The following is a 13,519-nucleotide window of genomic DNA, read 5'->3' on the forward strand; positions in this document are numbered from 1 at the left end:
CGCGTTAGTCGACGAGCGTCGCGGTGTTGAGCAGGCGCGTGCGACGGGCGGTAAACACCTGTCCGCCCACGAGCACTCCGAGCGCGCACACGGCGACTCCCGTCGCCACGCCGAGCCCCGCCGCGAGCCACACGTCGTTCCAGTCAACGCTCAGGAGCGCGACGACACCGAACCAGATCGCGGGCCCACACAGCGCGAGCTCGACCACGAGGCTAATGCCGTGCACCGCAAACGACCCGCCCCACGATGAGACCGGCTGCGACCACGGCGAGTCGCCCGGGCGCGCGACCGGATACGGTGCGACGGCCGACATGATCGACGAGCCGCCGACCCCAACACCGAGCAGGGCGAGCGACGTCGTCGCAACGAGCACGGCGCGCTGTGGGTCGCTCGTTACCCACCACACCAGCAGTCCCCCGACCGAGATGAGCACGACGCCAGTGACGAGGGTGGGGATAGCCCGGCCAAGTCGATCGGCACGCCCGGGGAGCCCGCCGGTCGCGTGGAGCCACAGGGCGGTCGAGTCGTACGCGGTGTCGTTGTGGAGTGCCCACCCGAACAGCAGGGCAAAGATCGGCACGGGCAGCAACACGAGCTCCGCGGACCCGACGCCCGCGATCCACGAGGGAAAGACGAGCAGCGGCGGCAGGATCGCCACGGTGATGAGGGAGAGCCGGTAGCGGCTGTCGCGCAGCCACGAGAGCCAGGTTCGGGCCGCGATGGCCCAGGTGGCTGAGCCCGGTGCCGCGCGCAGAACGCCAAGCTGCACCCGGCCGCCGTGGCCGCGAGCAAACATCGACCGGGTCACGTCGCGTCGCTCGATCAGCCACGTGGCGATTCCGAGCACCGCGACGACCGCCGCGTTGATAAGCACGATGACGTCGGTCGCTTCGTCGCGCCCGGCGAGCGCGAGGTTCCCGGCAGGAATCCACTCGACAACGGCCGCGATCGCATCGATTGCGTCGTCGAGGACTTCGCGCCAAGGAAGGAAGAGCAGCGCGAACGCGAGCGTCGACGCGACGAGTGTCACGAGGTACCAGAAGACGGCGCCCACCTCGCGCGTCGTGCGCCGCGCGGTGACGACGCGTCCAACACGCGTGCCGATCCGGTGTGCGAGCACGCAGCCCGCCCACCCGAGCGCGGCGAGCCCGAGCGCCGTCCCCGCCTCGAGCTCCTCGCGGCGCGCGAGCCAGAACGCGCCGTACGGCACGAGTGCGATGACCGCGGTGGGGTGCAGGAACCCGAGCAGCAGTGTCTGCGTCGCGGCCCGCGCGGGGCCGACGCCGAGTACCCCCAGCCGACGTCCGTCGAGCACATCACTCGGGTGTCCGAGCACGCCGAGCCCGAACGCCGCAAGCGGGATCGCGACGAGGATGAGTGGTGCGAGCAGGAGCCGTTGCGTCGCGTCGCCAGCAAGCGTGACCGTGAGCAACACGGCTGCGGCCGCAGCCCCAACAACCGCGAGGGCGAGCATCCAGCCGGTCGACCTTCGCAGCTGCGAGCTGCGCCGCAGGGAAGCGAACAGGCCGCCCCAGCTCACCCGAAGGAGATTTCGAGCCAATCGAGCCCCTCCGCCTGTCCCGGTCCGCGCACGAGGTCGCGGAATCGTTCTTCGAGCGACACATCGCCGCGCACTTCGTCGACGGTGCCCTCGGCGAGTAGCTCGCCCTTCGCGATGACGGCGACGTGGTCGCAGACGCGCTGCACGAGGTCCATGGAGTGGCTCGAGAGGATCACGGTGCCGCCGCGGTTCACGTAGGAGTTGAGCACATCAATGAACGTGCCTGCCGAGACCGGGTCGATCGCCTCAAATGGCTCGTCGAGCACGAGCAACTGCGGCGCGTGGATGAGGGTGGCGGCGAGCGCAAGCTTCTTGCGGAGCCCGAGCGAGTAGTCCACGACGAGCCGGTTGGCCTCGTCGCGAAGGTCGAAGTCGTCGAGCAGGTACTCCATCCGCTCCTGCAGCGTCTCACCCTTCACACCCCGAACGGCGCCGACATACGAGAGAAACTGCGCGCCCGTGAGCTGCTCGAACATCCGCAGCCGGTCGGGCAGGATGCCGATGAGCTCCTGCGCCTTGGTACGCTTGCGCCACGCGTCGATGCCGAAGACCTCGACCGTGCCGTGGCTCGGCGAGAGCAGGCCAGCGATCATCGAGAGCGTCGTGGTCTTGCCCGCGCCGTTCGGCCCGACGATTGCCGAGAACGAGCCCTGCGGCACCGTGTAGCTGATGTGGTCGACTGCGGTGTGCCGCCCGAACTTCTTCGTGAGTTCACCGAGAAACAGTGCCTCGCCGCCATACGTGCGTTCGCCAGCCTCGGTCTGCCGGGCCATCGGCGTCATCGTTGCGAGGCCCTCGGCGGTCTTCTTGCCGAGGCCGAGGTCGCGCGCGTCGCTCTTCGCGCTCGCCGAGCTCTCGGCTGGCTCCGAACGTTCGCCGGTGTCGTCGTCGTGTGTCACAGGTTCCAAGCTAACAATCCCCCAGGTTCGGTATCGCGTGACGCGCGGGCTGCGTTACCGGCCGTCGGCCGATCGGACAGAGTATTTGCGTAACCGCAGGGCCGGGTTCTGGTCACGTGCGTTCGTCACCTCGACGGGGTCGAGCCACGCGAGCGCGACGCCCGCATCGGCACCGAGCGTTGCGACCGTGACGCCGCGCGGGTCGACGATACTCGACCCGCCAACGCCGATCGGCGCGGGGTGATCGGCCGCGACGACGTACGCCACGTTCTCGATTGCTCGCGCGCTGAGGAGGGTGCGCCAGTGATGTTCCTTGAGGGGCCCGCGCACCCATTCCGCCGGTACCGCGAGCACGTTCGCGCCCTGGTCGACGAGGCGGCGGCTCGACTCCGGGAACCGAAGGTCGTAGCAGGTCTGCAGTCCGATCGTCAGCCCGTACGCGTCGAAGACGGCCGGGTCGTCGTCGGGGTTTCCCGGTGTGAGCCACTCGCTCTCGCGACCCGAAAACGCGTCGTAAAGATGCACCTTTCGATACGCCGCGACGCGGTCACCCTCCTCGTTGAAGGCGACGAGCGTGTTCGCCACACCGTCACCAACCTGCTCGAGCATCCCCGCGATGAGCGTCACCCGGAACTCCGCGGCCAACTGCCCGAGCGCCGTGCCGAACTCGCCGTCGAGTGGCTGCGCTACCGAGTGCATCCAGTCGCCGTAGTCACGCTCGAACCCCGACGAGTACTCGGGAGCAACAAAGATGCGCGCCCCGCGGTCGACCGCGATCGCGAGATGGTCACGCAGGAGTCGCAGGTTTTTCGACGAATCGAGCGTGGGTGCGAACTGACTGACTGCGCATGCGATGGCCTCCGACATGCGGCCAGCCTACGGGCTCCACCCGGAATCTCGCCCGGCGCGGGCGAGCGCACTTGTTTCCCCAGTCGTTGCGCGCTAGCGTCAGTCGTGGTTGCGATGCAGTCGGCGTCGCCCGGTGAGAGGAATCCCAATGCCGAAGTATGCCGTGATGCTGCGGTACGAGGTCGTCTCGGGTCTCGTGGTCGAGGCAAAAGACCAAGACGAGGCGGTCATGCTCGCAACTGAGTATGAGGCGAATCTCCAAGACAGCTTCGACGACACCGACGAGATCGAGGCGTGCGTGCGCGTCTGGGGCGACGGCGATGTCACCGCAGAGGCCGCCGCTGACGCCGACGAGGCCGCCGACCTGCTCGACGAATGGGCCGACGACCTTGACCTCGACGATGAGGACGAGGACGACTACGACGAAGACGACCTCGCCGACGACGAAGAGTTCGACGAGATCGATGACGACGCGGTTGAGCAGGGCGCGGGCTCCGCGGCGCAGCGCGACTAGTTCCGACCTTTCAGCACGAAGCGCGGCGGGCCCCACCGACTCGGTGGGGCCCGCCGCGCTTTGTGGAGGTCTCGCGCTCTTCTACGTCGCGAGCATCGTCTTGTCGTCGATGACGGCACCCTTGATCGCGGCGAACCGCCCGAGCAGGTCTTCGACGGTCGTCTTCGACTTCGCTTCACCGGCCACCTCATAGATGATGCGACCCTCGTGCATCATGATGAGCCGGTTACCGAGGTCGATCGCCTGCTGCATGTTGTGCGTCACCATGAGCGTGGTTAGCGACTCCGACGCGACGATGCGCTGCGTGAGCTCGGTCACGTGCGCGGCGCGTGCCGGGTCGAGCGCGGCAGTGTGCTCATCGAGCAGCAGAATCGACGGCTTGGTGAAGCCCGCCATGAGGAGCGACAGCGCCTGCCGCTGGCCGCCCGAGAGCAGGCCGACGAGCGTCGTAAGGCGGTCCTCGAGACCCAGATCGAGGCTCTTCAGCTCGTCACGGAACAGCGACTTCCGTTTGCGCGTGATGCTCGTGCCGAGGCCGCGACCCTTACCGCGCCGCAGCGCGAGCGCGAGGTTCTGCTCGATCGTGAGGTCGGGTGACGTTCCCGCCATCGGGTCTTGAAACACGCGACCGATGTAGCGCGCGCGGCGGAAGTCGGGCATCCGTCGCACCGAGGTGCCGTCGATACGCACGTCGCCGCGGTCGACCGTGAGCTTGCCCGACACCGCGTTGAGCAGCGTCGATTTGCCCGCACCGTTCGAGCCGATCACGGTGACGAAGTCGCCGTTCGCGAGGTGCAGGTCGACGTCGACGAGCGCCTTCTTCTCGTTCACCGTGCCGGGGAAGAACGTTTTCGAGATCTTGTCTACGTCAAGCATCAGCGCTGTCCTTCCGTGACCGGTTCCGCCTGCGTTGCGGGTTGCGATTGTTTGCCGCGAATCATGCGGTTGAGGCCGAGCCGCTTACCGATGCCGAAACGCGGAATCAGCAGGGCGATCACGACGATGACCGCGGTGATGAGTCGCACGTCGGTGTTGCTGAGGCCGGCGGTGAGGGCTGCGTAGATGACGAGGCGGTAGAGCACCGCGCCGACAATGACGCCGAAGCTCGCGAGCCACACCCAGCGGTTACCGAAGAACGCCTGGCCGAGGATCACCGACGCGAGGCCGATGAGGATCAGGCCGACGCCCATCGAGATGTCGGCCGAACCCGTGTACTGCGCGACGAGTGCGCCGCCGAGGGCGACGAGGCCGTTCGAGAGGGCGAGCGTGAGGATCTTCATGCCGTCGGTGTTGACGCCGAACGAGCGGATCATCTGTTCGTTGTTGCCCGTAGCCTGAATCGCGAGGCCGAGGTCGGTTGCGAGGAACCAGTCAATGATGAGCTTCAGCACAAACACCGCGAGGAAGAGGATGCCGACCGAGCCCCAGGTGCCGAGCAGGTCGGCCTCCCGCAGGCCGCTGAATGCCGACTCCGAGCTGCGAATACCGACGTTCGAGAGCGCGGGCGTGCCGTTCGAGAGGCCCATGATGCGCAGGTTCACCGACCACAGCGCGATCATGGTGAGGATTCCGGCGAGCAGGCCGTCGATCTTGCCGTAGGTGTGGAGCAGGCCCGTGATGGCGCCGGCCACCATGCCGGCGGCGAACGCGAGCAGCATGGCGAGCACGGGGTTCACCTCGTGGCTGAGGCACACGGCGGCGACGGCGGCGCCGGTAGTGAAACTACCGTCGACCGTGAGGTCAGGGAAGTTCAGGATGCGGAAGGTGAGATACACACCGAGCGCGACTACGGCGTAAATAAGGCCGAGTTCGAACGCACCAATCATGTGCGTCTCCTCTCTTGCGGGTGGGAAAGGGTTGCCGGGAATGCCGAACGGGTGGCCGCACTTGTGGCGCGGCCACCCGTTCGGCGCTGCGCGGTGGTGCTACTCGATCACCGTTGCGGCGCGGTCAATGAGGTCCTGCGGCAGCTCGATGCCAACAGCCTCGGCGCCCGCTGGGTTCACCACGAGGTCAAACTCGGTCTGTTCCTCGACCGCCATCGTCGCCGGGTCTTCGCCGTCCTGCAGGATGCGGATCGCCATCTCACCCGTCTGCACGCCAAGCTTCGAGTAGTCGAGGCCGAGGGTGGCAACGGCGCCCGACTCCACGGGGCCGGTGTCGCCCGAGACGACGGGAACCTGGTTGTTCTCGGCGTAGGTGAGCACGGTGTCGATACCCGAGACGACGGTGTTGTCGGTCGGGACATAGATCGAGTCGACGTCACCGAGCGAGTCGAGGGCCGTCGGCACCTCGCCGACGTTCGTGATCGTCGCGGTCTTGAGCTCGAGCCCGAGCTCATCGGCCTTCTCCTGCGCGAGGTCGACCTGCACCTGCGAGTTCACCTCGCCCGACGAATAGACGATGCCGACCGACTCGGCGTCGGGCGCGAGCTCGGTGATGAGCTCGATCTGGTCGGCGACCGGGTTGAGGTCGGTCGTGCCGGTGACGTTGCCGCCCGGCTCCTCGGCGCTCGCGACGAGGTCGGCCGCAACCGGGTCGGTGACCGCGGTGAACAGTACGGGAATCTCGGTGATTGCCGTTGCCGCCGACTGGGCGGCGGGCGTCGCGACCGCGAGCACGAGGTCGATGTCGGGATCGCCCGCGAAGCCGGCGGCGATCGTTTGGGCAGTCGACTGCTCGCCGTTCGCGACCTGGATGTCGAACTCGGCGTCAATGCCGGCCTCGGTGAAGGCCTGCTGGAAGCCCTCAGTCGCCGCGTCAAGGGCTGGGTGCTGCACGAGCTGGATCACACCGATCTTGAACGTGTCGTCACCACCTCCGCCCGCACCTTCGGTTGAACCGGCGTCGCCGCCGTTCGAGCACGCGCTGAGCGCGAGCGAGCCAACGGCGAGCATGCCGAGAGCAGCAAGAGATTTACGGATACGCATTTTCTACGACCCCTTTGTCAAATACGTGTCGATCCCATGTGGGATGTACAGCGAAAACTAGCAGGAGTTTGCCGGGATGGCGGAACTAGTTATACATTCTGTCAATAGTCCTGACGAATGCAAAGGTGCAGACATGGATCGACTCGACTACCAGATCGTGGAGCTGTTCACGCGCCGACCCGACTCGAGCGTGCTGTCGGCCTCGCGCGACCTCGGTGTTGCGCGGCCGACGGTACAGGCGCGACTGAATCGCCTGCGCGAGCGCGGGGTGCTCGTCGACATCGTGCCGAAGCTGCAGCCCGGCCCCATGGGGTACCCGGTGCAGGCGATGGTGATGTTACAGATTGACCAGCGAATCGGGCATCATGGGCTCCATGATCGGCTTTTGGCGATCCCCGAGGTGATTGATTGCTCGACGATGGCGGGCCCATGGGACATGTTGCTCCGAGTGGTCGCACACTCAAATACCGACCTCCAACGCGTGATCGACCGCATTGGCTCACTCGAGGCAGTCGGGCGCACGAGCACCTCGATCGTGCTGCGCGATCTCGCGCGCGACCGAGTGCTCCCACTCATGGATGACGCCACCCGCGACGGAAAGTCCGACACCACCCCACGATGACGAAGTTCACCGACGTTTTTCCGAGCGACCAGGGCCGCTGGCTGCAGTGGGTTCGCTTCGGCGACCCCGCCGCGCCGCCGATCCTCTCGTTCCACGGTGCGCCGGGTTCCCGCCTCGAGGCGGCGATGTACACCCGCGCCGCCGACCACTTCGGTGTGCAGGTCGTGTGCCTCACGCGCCCCGGGTTCGGCCTGTCGACGTGGCAGCCGCAGCGTGATGTGCCGACGTTTCTCGGCGATGTGCAACGGTTCGTGGATGCGCAGGGCTGGGAGCGCTTCGGCGTCGCGGGCTACTCGGCGGGCGGAGCCTATGCACTCGGCACAGCGCACCTAATGCCCGAGCGAGTCACCGCCGTGGGCCTGCTCGCTCCGGCCGCCCCGATGAGATTCACCGGCACCCTGGTTGGCCCGAACCTCGCGATTTTCGCGGGCCTCGCGGCGGGCGCAGGAACAGTCGGTCAGCGCTCGGCGCTCCGTTCGACGCGACAGTTCGCCGGACGCCGTCTCGACCGGCGGCACGGACTCCCCGACTCCTCGGGCGACGCGTTTCTCGACTCGGTGTTCGGTGCATTCCTGCGCGGCCCACGCGGGGTCGTGCACGACCTCCTCCTCGTGCTCACCGACTGGGGCTTCGACCCCGCCGACCTCGACCGGAGCATCCCGGTTGAGCTCTGGCAGGGCAAACGCGACCTCTCCGTGCCGTGGCGCGCGAGCGCGCAGCTCGCCCGGCGCATCCCAAACTGCACGTTCCGGCTCGATCGCACCGCAAACCACTTCTCGGTCTACACGCGGCACGCCGACGAGATTGTTGGCAGCTTGGCCCGGTACGCTCTCGCGACATGAGTGCAACATCGCAGCAACCGGCCGCACCCCAGCGGCGTGACGTCATTGTGCGCGCACTCGACCGAGCGCTCGTTGCGCAGCGACCCGCCGCGCGGGCGTTCGCCCGGCGTCTGCGCCGTGCCGCGCCGGACGCGACGCCCGACGACCTCCTGCTCGCAACCGAGAAGTGGTTCCGTCGCACGGCGATGGGCGCCGGTGGCAGCGTCGGCGCGGCAAGCGCGATTCCGGGAATCGGCACCGTGAGTGGGCTCGCGCTCGTGACCGCCGAGGTGGTGTCGTTTCTCGACCTCAGCGCCCTGTACGCGCTCACCGTTGCAGAGATTCACGGTGACGCGACCGACGATCCGGAGCGCGCACGCGCCCTCGTCATGGGCATCCTCCTCGGCGAGCGGGGCCGCAAGCTCGTCCTCGAATTCGTGCGTTCGCGCGCGCCGCAGACCTTTTTCAAGACCACCGCGTGGGGTTCACTCGTCACCGAGGCGCTCCCCCAGGCCTTTATTGGCGACCTCGGCCAGCGGCTCTCGGCGACATTCTTGTCGAAGTTCGCGTCGAGCCACATCGGCGGGTTCGTCGGCAAGCTCCTACCGTTCGGTATCGGCGCGGCGGTCGGCGCGCTCGGCAACCGGGTGCTCGCGAACGATGTGATCCGCGCCGCGTCAACGGCGTTTGGCGATGCACCCACCACGTTCTCGGGTGACCTCAGCAACGACACGCTGGCCGGCATCGATGCCGCGAGCCCCCGGTTCCAAAAGCGGCAGCAGCGGGCGGAGCGAAAACTCGCGCGCGCAACCCGGCGAGCCGAGCTCCCGGCCGCATCCCGAGACTGAGCGACGAAGTTTTCGACAGTTTTCAATTTTACTTGCATCTGCAAGTAAATATTGCGATACTCGGACCATGGCAGAACGTGGCTGTGGAGCGGAGCAAGAATCGAAGTGGCTGTCGGCCGACGAGCGGGCGGCCTGGATGCGCCTCTTCGGCACCCTGCAGCTACTGCCCGGAGCGCTCGACTCGCACATGCGCAAGCACGCCGGGCTCACGCTCACCGAGTACTACGCGCTCGCGATGCTTTCCGACACCCCCGACCGGCGGCTCCAGACGAAGCAGCTCGCCGTGTTTACGAACACGACGCTCTCGCGCCTCTCCCGCGTGATTTCCGGCCTCGAGTCTGAGCAGCTCGTCGTGCGCGTGCCGAATGAGCACGACGGCCGAGCCACCGACATCGAGCTGACGGATGCGGGGCTCGAGCGGCTGCGCGCCTCGGCGCCCGATCACGTCGCGTTCGTGCGGCAGATGGTGTTCGAGCCGCTCGGCGCCGCCGGGGTCGGTGAGCTGCACCGATCGATGGACGCGATTCTCGGCGCACTCGACCCGAACCAGGACCTGCTCCGCGACCCGCTCGAGCTCGCGGAGGCGTCGGCGCCGACGAGCGACCCCGATCCCGACAACGGCCATCGTGGTTCGTTGTCGGATCAGTGAACGTCCTTCAAAAAACATCGCGGCTACTTTTGACACAATCCGGTAGGTACCCACCGGTAGTCCATGCAAAGGAGCTTGCAAAATGGAACCTCCCGCCACAGGCGCGATTCCTACGATCGATGTTGTCACCGCACAGATGCACCAGCGCACCGCGCGCAAATCCGCGGGTCACAAGATCGTCGATTCCCTCGAGGCGCACGGCGTCAAGCGGGTCTATGTCGTGCCGGGCGAGAGCTACCTCGATGTGCTCGACGGGCTCCACGACTCGTCGATTGAGACGATCGTCTGCCGCCACGAGGGCGGCGCCGCGTACATGGCGGAGGCCGACGGCAAGCTCGGGGAGATCCCCGGCGTCGCGATGGTGACGCGCGGCCCCGGTGCCGCGAACGCGCACGTGGGGCTCCACACCGCGTGGCAGGATTCGACCGCGATGGTGCTCTTCGTTGGGCTCATCCCCTTCGAGCACCGCGAGAAGGAGGCGTTCCAGGAGTTCGACCCGAAGCGTTGGTTCGCCTCGGGCGCGAAGCGCGTCATGGTGCTCGACCACCCGGCCCGCGCGAGCGAGGTCGTCGCCGAGGCGATGTTCGCGGCCTCCTCGGGTCGCCCCGGCCCCGTCGTCGTCGGCCTGCCGGAAGACATCATCACGGAGCTCATCGACACGCCCGTGCACCCCCAGATTCCCGTCGCCCTCGGCGGCATGACGGTCGACGACTGGAAGTCGCTGCGTGCATCCCTCCTCGCCTCCGAGAAGCCGCTGTTCGTGACCGGCGGCAACGACTGGACCACGCAGTCGGCCGAGGCGCTCAGCGGCTGGCTCGAAGAGCACTCGCTGCCCGCCGCCGCCGAGTGGCGTACCGAGGGCACCGTCCCCTTCGACTCCCCCTCGTACGTCGGCCCGCTCGGCTACGGCCGCCCCGACTTCTCGCACAAGCTGCTCGATGAGACCGACCTCATCGTCTTCGTGGGCACCGTGCCCGGTGACGTCATCACGAGCGGGTTCACCTCGCGCCAGAACTGGAACCAGCGCAACTTCATCGTCACGATCGACCCGTCGCTGCGCGGTCGCTCGGGCCCGATCTCGCACCAGATCGTGGCGAAGCCGCACAGCTTTGTTCGTGACCTCGTGCGCATGGATCTCCCGGTGAAGGACTCGTGGCGCGAGTGGACGCAGCGTCTGCGGCAGCAGCAGGTGGAGTGGTCGGCCGCACCCTCGACCGAGCCTCGCGAGGGCACGGCGACGATGGAGACCCTTATGGGTAACCTCGTGACGCGCCTCCCGCACGACGCGATGGTCACGTTCGGTGCCGGCGAGCACACGAACTGGGCGCACCGCTACTTCCCCACCCAGGGATACGCGTCGATGATTTCGGCGCGCAACGGCTCGATGGGCTACTCGGTGCCGTCGGCGGTCAGCGCGGCGCTGAACTTCCCCGGCCGCGTCGTCGTCACCATCGCGGGTGACGGTGAGTTCCTCATGAACGGCCAGGAGCTCGCAACTGCCGCCCAGTACGGCGCGAAGCCGCTCGTCATCGTCATGGACAACGGCGAGTACGGCACGATCCGCACGCACCAGGAGCACCACTACCCCGAGCGCATCTCGGGCACGCAGCTGAAGAACCCCGACTTCGCGAAGCTCGCGGAGTCGTTCGGAGGCGTCGGCATTCGCGTCGAGCGCGACGCCGACGTGCCCGCCGCCGTCGAGCGCGCCCTCGAGACGGTGCAGCAGGGCGACACGTTCGCGCTGATTCACCTCATCGTCGAGCAGCGCCAGAAGGCGTTCTAGCGACGTACCGAACGAACCGGGCCGGTCTCCCCACGTGGGGAGGCCGGCCCGGTTCGTTTGAGGCGAGGCTCAGTCGGCGGTAACCCAGTCGCCCTGCTTCTCGGCGCCGATCGTCGTGTCGGGCCCGTGGCCCGTCTTCACGATGACGTCGTCACCGAGGGGGAATAGCCGCTCCTGAATCGAGCGCTCGAGCGTTGCACGATCGCTGAAGCTTCGACCGGTCGCTCCCGGGCCGCCCTGGAAGAGCGTGTCGCCGGTGAAGACAACACCGAGCTCCGGCACGGCGAGGCAGACCGCGCCCGGCGCGTGCCCCGGCGTCGCGATCACGCGCACGAGGGTGTCGCCGACGCGGAGTTCCTGCCCGTCGCGCAGCTCCCCGTCGGGTTTGCGGTCGGGATGCGTGAGGTTCCACACCTCGGCGTCGTCGGGGTTGAGCAGAATCGGCGCCCCGGTGGCGTCTGCGAGCTGCGGCGCATACCGCACGTGGTCGTCGTGTGCGTGCGTGCAGACAATCGCGACCACCTTGCGGTCGCCGACGAGCTTGAGAATCGCGTCGACGTCGTGCGGGGCGTCGATCACGAGGCACTCGTGGTCATCGCCGAGCACCCAGACGTTGTTGTCGACGTCGAACGTCTCGCCGTCGAGCGAGAACGTGCCCGACGTCACGGTGTGGTCGATGCGCGCGGTCATGCGTCGGCCCCGTCGAGAACCACGACGCTGCGAAGTACCTCGCCGCGGTGCATCCGCTCGAATGCCGCGTCGATGTCGCGAATACCGATCTCTTCGCTGACGAACTCGTCGAGGGGCAGACGACCCTGCAGGTAGAGGTCGGTGAGCATCGGGAAATCGCGTTCGGGCAGGCAGTCGCCGTACCAGCTCGACTTCAGTGCGCCGCCGCGACCAAAGATCTCGGCGAGGGGAAGCGTAAGCTGCATCTCGGGGGTCGGCACGCCGACGAGCACGACGCGGCCGGCGAGGTCACGCGCGTAGAACGCCTGCTCATAGGTCTCGGGGCGGCCAACCGCTTCGATGACGACGTCGGCACCGTAGCCGCCCGTCACCTCGCGAATCGCTTCGACCGCATCCCGCTCGCGCGAGTTCACGACGTGCGTCGCGCCGAGCTCGCGCGCCTTGGCGAGCTTGCGGTCGTCGACGTCGACCGCAACGATCGTCGTCGCGCCCGCGAGCCGGGCACCTGCAATCGCCGCGGTGCCGACGCCGCCGCAGCCGATCACGGCAACTGACTCGCCGCGCTGCACCGCGCCCGTGTTCATCGCGGCGCCGATGCCCGCCATGATGCCGCAACCGAGGAGGCCGGCCGCAGCTGGCCGAGCCTCGGGGTTCACCTTCGTGCACTGTCCGGCCGCGACGAGCGTCTTGTCGATGAAGGCACCGATGCCGAGGGCGGGCGAGAGCTCGGTGCCGTCCTCGAGCGTCATCTTCTGGGTCGCATTCGCGGTGTTGAAGCAGTACCAGGGCTGCCCGCGCTTGCAGGCGCGACACTCGCCGCACACGGCTCGCCAGTTGAGCACAACGTAGTCGCCGGGAGCGACGTTCGTGACGCCGTCGCCGACGGCCTCGACGACGCCGGCCGCCTCGTGGCCGAGGAGGTAGGGATACTCGTCGCCAATGCCGCCGCGCACGTAGTGAAGGTCGGTGTGGCAGACGCCGGAGGCCTGGATGCGCACGACAGCCTCGCCCGGGCCCGGGTCGGGCACGTTGATCGTGACGAGTTCAACCGGAGCGTCTTTGGCTCGGGAGATCACTCCCTGTACCTGTTGCATGGGGTTCCTTTGTTCGAGATGGGGTCGTGTAACTGGAGAAGGGGCGGGCCGATCGTGTGATCAGCCCCCCACTCTCGTTCAGGGGTTACTTGCCGCGAAGCTTGTCGATGCCGTCCGAGATGCCGTCCTTGACATTCTCGAGGCCCTGCTTGAGGCCAGCGCTGGCCTGGTCGGCCTTGCCCTCGCGCTCAAGGTCCTTGTTGTCGGTTGCGGCACCGACTCCTTCCTTGCCCTGTCCAAGGAGTTCTTCGCCCTTGTT

15 protein-coding genes are annotated in these 13,519 nt (G+C 67.4%); 6 read left to right on the forward strand and 9 right to left on the reverse strand.

Annotated elements, in window-relative coordinates:
* Positions 1-4: 4 nt before the first annotated feature.
* The 3 genes from G328_RS0102695 to G328_RS0102705 are packed head-to-tail and all read right to left on the reverse strand — an operon-like array spanning position 5 to position 3,327.
* On the reverse strand, positions 5-1,561 hold the full coding sequence (locus G328_RS0102695; RefSeq protein WP_154651504.1) for a hypothetical protein: 1,557 nt from the start codon (positions 1,559-1,561) through the stop codon (positions 5-7).
* Positions 1,537-2,460 (reverse strand): ABC transporter ATP-binding protein, encoded by a 924-nt coding sequence (locus tag G328_RS0102700; protein WP_019617809.1) that lies wholly within the window; start codon positions 2,458-2,460, stop codon positions 1,537-1,539. The genes G328_RS0102695 and G328_RS0102700 overlap by 25 nt, the downstream gene beginning before the upstream one ends.
* A 54-nt stretch (positions 2,461-2,514) precedes the next feature.
* The gene (locus tag G328_RS0102705; RefSeq protein ID WP_019617810.1) at positions 2,515-3,327 is read right to left on the reverse strand and encodes a carbon-nitrogen hydrolase family protein; all 813 of its coding nucleotides are present in this window, start codon (positions 3,325-3,327) and stop codon (positions 2,515-2,517) included.
* 130 nt (positions 3,328-3,457) lie between these two features.
* On the opposite strand from G328_RS0102705, the gene G328_RS15630 reads away from it, so the two are divergent.
* Complete coding sequence (locus tag G328_RS15630) at positions 3,458-3,823, forward strand: hypothetical protein (protein WP_019617811.1); 366 nt, start codon at positions 3,458-3,460, stop codon at positions 3,821-3,823.
* A gap of 81 nt (positions 3,824-3,904) precedes the next feature.
* Here G328_RS15630 and G328_RS0102715 read toward each other — a convergent pair whose 3' ends face one another.
* From G328_RS0102715 to G328_RS0102725, 3 genes are all read right to left on the reverse strand, one after another.
* Positions 3,905-4,699, reverse strand: a complete 795-nt coding sequence (locus G328_RS0102715; protein ID WP_019617812.1) for an ABC transporter ATP-binding protein — start codon at positions 4,697-4,699, stop codon at positions 3,905-3,907.
* Positions 4,699-5,649 carry an ABC transporter permease gene (locus G328_RS0102720; protein WP_019617813.1) on the reverse strand — a complete coding sequence of 317 codons (951 nt, stop codon included), beginning with the start codon at positions 5,647-5,649 and terminating at the stop codon, positions 4,699-4,701. The genes G328_RS0102715 and G328_RS0102720 overlap by 1 nt, the downstream gene beginning before the upstream one ends.
* A 99-nt stretch (positions 5,650-5,748) precedes the next feature.
* Complete coding sequence (locus G328_RS0102725) at positions 5,749-6,753, reverse strand: ABC transporter substrate-binding protein (protein ID WP_026339612.1); 1,005 nt, start codon at positions 6,751-6,753, stop codon at positions 5,749-5,751.
* A gap of 133 nt (positions 6,754-6,886) precedes the next feature.
* Here G328_RS0102725 and G328_RS13850 point away from each other — a divergent pair, with 133 nt between their 5' ends.
* The 5 genes from G328_RS13850 to G328_RS0102750 all read left to right on the forward strand — a co-directional run bounded on the left by G328_RS13850 (position 6,887) and on the right by G328_RS0102750 (position 11,476).
* On the forward strand, positions 6,887-7,375 hold the full coding sequence (locus tag G328_RS13850) for an Lrp/AsnC family transcriptional regulator (protein ID WP_019617815.1): 489 nt from the start codon (positions 6,887-6,889) through the stop codon (positions 7,373-7,375).
* Positions 7,372-8,217 (forward strand): alpha/beta fold hydrolase, encoded by an 846-nt coding sequence (locus tag G328_RS0102735; protein WP_019617816.1) that lies wholly within the window; start codon positions 7,372-7,374, stop codon positions 8,215-8,217. The genes G328_RS13850 and G328_RS0102735 overlap by 4 nt, the downstream gene beginning before the upstream one ends.
* Positions 8,214-9,044, forward strand: a complete 831-nt coding sequence (locus G328_RS13855; protein ID WP_019617817.1) for a hypothetical protein — start codon at positions 8,214-8,216, stop codon at positions 9,042-9,044. The genes G328_RS0102735 and G328_RS13855 overlap by 4 nt, the downstream gene beginning before the upstream one ends.
* 67 nt (positions 9,045-9,111) lie before the next feature.
* Complete coding sequence (locus G328_RS13860) at positions 9,112-9,693, forward strand: MarR family winged helix-turn-helix transcriptional regulator (protein ID WP_083919512.1); 582 nt, start codon at positions 9,112-9,114, stop codon at positions 9,691-9,693.
* A gap of 136 nt (positions 9,694-9,829) precedes the next feature.
* On the forward strand, positions 9,830-11,476 hold the full coding sequence (locus G328_RS0102750; RefSeq protein ID WP_026339613.1) for a thiamine pyrophosphate-dependent enzyme: 1,647 nt from the start codon (positions 9,830-9,832) through the stop codon (positions 11,474-11,476).
* A gap of 69 nt (positions 11,477-11,545) precedes the next feature.
* Here the strand turns inward: G328_RS0102750 and G328_RS0102755 are convergent, their stop codons facing one another.
* The 3 genes from G328_RS0102755 to G328_RS0102765 form a co-directional block, all read right to left on the reverse strand.
* On the reverse strand, positions 11,546-12,166 hold the full coding sequence (locus G328_RS0102755) for an MBL fold metallo-hydrolase (RefSeq protein ID WP_019617820.1): 621 nt from the start codon (positions 12,164-12,166) through the stop codon (positions 11,546-11,548).
* Positions 12,163-13,260, reverse strand: coding sequence for an S-(hydroxymethyl)mycothiol dehydrogenase (locus tag G328_RS0102760; protein WP_040904449.1), 1,098 nt, complete (start codon positions 13,258-13,260; stop codon positions 12,163-12,165). Before G328_RS0102760 ends, G328_RS0102755 begins: the two co-directional genes overlap by 4 nt.
* A gap of 85 nt (positions 13,261-13,345) precedes the next feature.
* Positions 13,346-13,519 (reverse strand): CsbD family protein (locus G328_RS0102765; protein ID WP_019617822.1); only part of this gene is annotated, 174 nt, incomplete at its 5' end.

It is taken from the genome of [Zimmermannella] faecalis ATCC 13722, from assembly GCF_000381765.1.
In the GTDB taxonomy this organism is placed as follows: Bacteria; Actinomycetota; Actinomycetes; order Actinomycetales; family Microbacteriaceae; genus Gulosibacter; species Gulosibacter faecalis.

What these genes read in the sequence shown, in the direction of transcription:
- G328_RS0102725 (WP_026339612.1), bottom strand. Translation starts at nt 6,753, where the DNA reads ATGCGTATCCGTAAATCTCTTGCTGCTCTCGGCATGCTCGCCGTTGGC.
- G328_RS0102755 (WP_019617820.1), bottom strand. Translation starts at nt 12,166, where the DNA reads ATGACCGCGCGCATCGACCACACCGTGACGTCGGGCACGTTCTCGCTC.
- G328_RS13855 (WP_019617817.1), top strand. Translation starts at nt 8,214, where the DNA reads ATGAGTGCAACATCGCAGCAACCGGCCGCACCCCAGCGGCGTGACGTC.
- G328_RS15630 (WP_019617811.1), top strand. Translation starts at nt 3,458, where the DNA reads ATGCCGAAGTATGCCGTGATGCTGCGGTACGAGGTCGTCTCGGGTCTC.
- G328_RS0102705 (WP_019617810.1), bottom strand. Translation starts at nt 3,327, where the DNA reads ATGTCGGAGGCCATCGCATGCGCAGTCAGTCAGTTCGCACCCACGCTC.
- G328_RS0102715 (WP_019617812.1), bottom strand. Translation starts at nt 4,699, where the DNA reads ATGCTTGACGTAGACAAGATCTCGAAAACGTTCTTCCCCGGCACGGTG.
- G328_RS0102750 (WP_026339613.1), top strand. Translation starts at nt 9,830, where the DNA reads ATGCACCAGCGCACCGCGCGCAAATCCGCGGGTCACAAGATCGTCGAT.
- G328_RS0102735 (WP_019617816.1), top strand. Translation starts at nt 7,372, where the DNA reads ATGACGAAGTTCACCGACGTTTTTCCGAGCGACCAGGGCCGCTGGCTG.
- G328_RS0102760 (WP_040904449.1), bottom strand. Translation starts at nt 13,260, where the DNA reads ATGCAACAGGTACAGGGAGTGATCTCCCGAGCCAAAGACGCTCCGGTT.
- G328_RS13850 (WP_019617815.1), top strand. Translation starts at nt 6,887, where the DNA reads ATGGATCGACTCGACTACCAGATCGTGGAGCTGTTCACGCGCCGACCC.
- G328_RS0102720 (WP_019617813.1), bottom strand. Translation starts at nt 5,649, where the DNA reads ATGATTGGTGCGTTCGAACTCGGCCTTATTTACGCCGTAGTCGCGCTC.
- G328_RS13860 (WP_083919512.1), top strand. Translation starts at nt 9,112, where the DNA reads ATGGCAGAACGTGGCTGTGGAGCGGAGCAAGAATCGAAGTGGCTGTCG.